This is a genomic window from Kosakonia sp. H7A (assembly GCF_003028445.1).
Lineage (GTDB): Bacteria > Pseudomonadota > Gammaproteobacteria > Enterobacterales > Enterobacteriaceae > Kosakonia > Kosakonia radicincitans.
Genome location: NZ_PYTZ01000151.1, coordinates 1 through 430, shown reverse-complemented (window position 1 = coordinate 430; position 430 = coordinate 1). Strand labels below are relative to the sequence as shown.

General features: G+C 67.0%; 1 protein-coding gene. It reads left to right on the top strand.

The genetic code is table 11. The annotated features are described in order from the left end of the window. The coding region (locus CWM66_RS28675) for a multicopper oxidase domain-containing protein (protein WP_158262977.1) at nt 1–430 on the top strand (430 nt) is incomplete at both ends.

Sequence of the window (430 nt, the reverse complement as noted above, 5' to 3'; positions counted from 1 at the left end):
CGACCTGCACCTGTCCATCGGACGTGCGCCAGTCGATTTCACTGGCCGCGCGCGGCAGGCGATCACCGTCAACGGCAGCCTGCCCGCACCCACGCTGCGCTGGCGCGAAGGCGACACGGTGACCGTCCGCGTCGCCAACACGCTGCGCGATGCCCCCACCTCGATCCACTGGCATGGCCTGCTGTTGCCGGCCAACATGGACGGCGTGCCGGGCATGAGCTTTGACGGCATCGCGCCCGGCGAGGCCTACCAGTACCGCTTCACGCTGCGGCAATCGGGCACTTACTGGTATCACAGCCATTCGATGTTCCAGGAGCAGTCAGGCCTGTATGGCGCGCTGGTGATCGATCCCCTCGAACCACCGCCGTACCGTTACGACCGTGAACACGTCGTGCTGCTCTCGGACTGGACCGACCTCGATCCGGCCGCG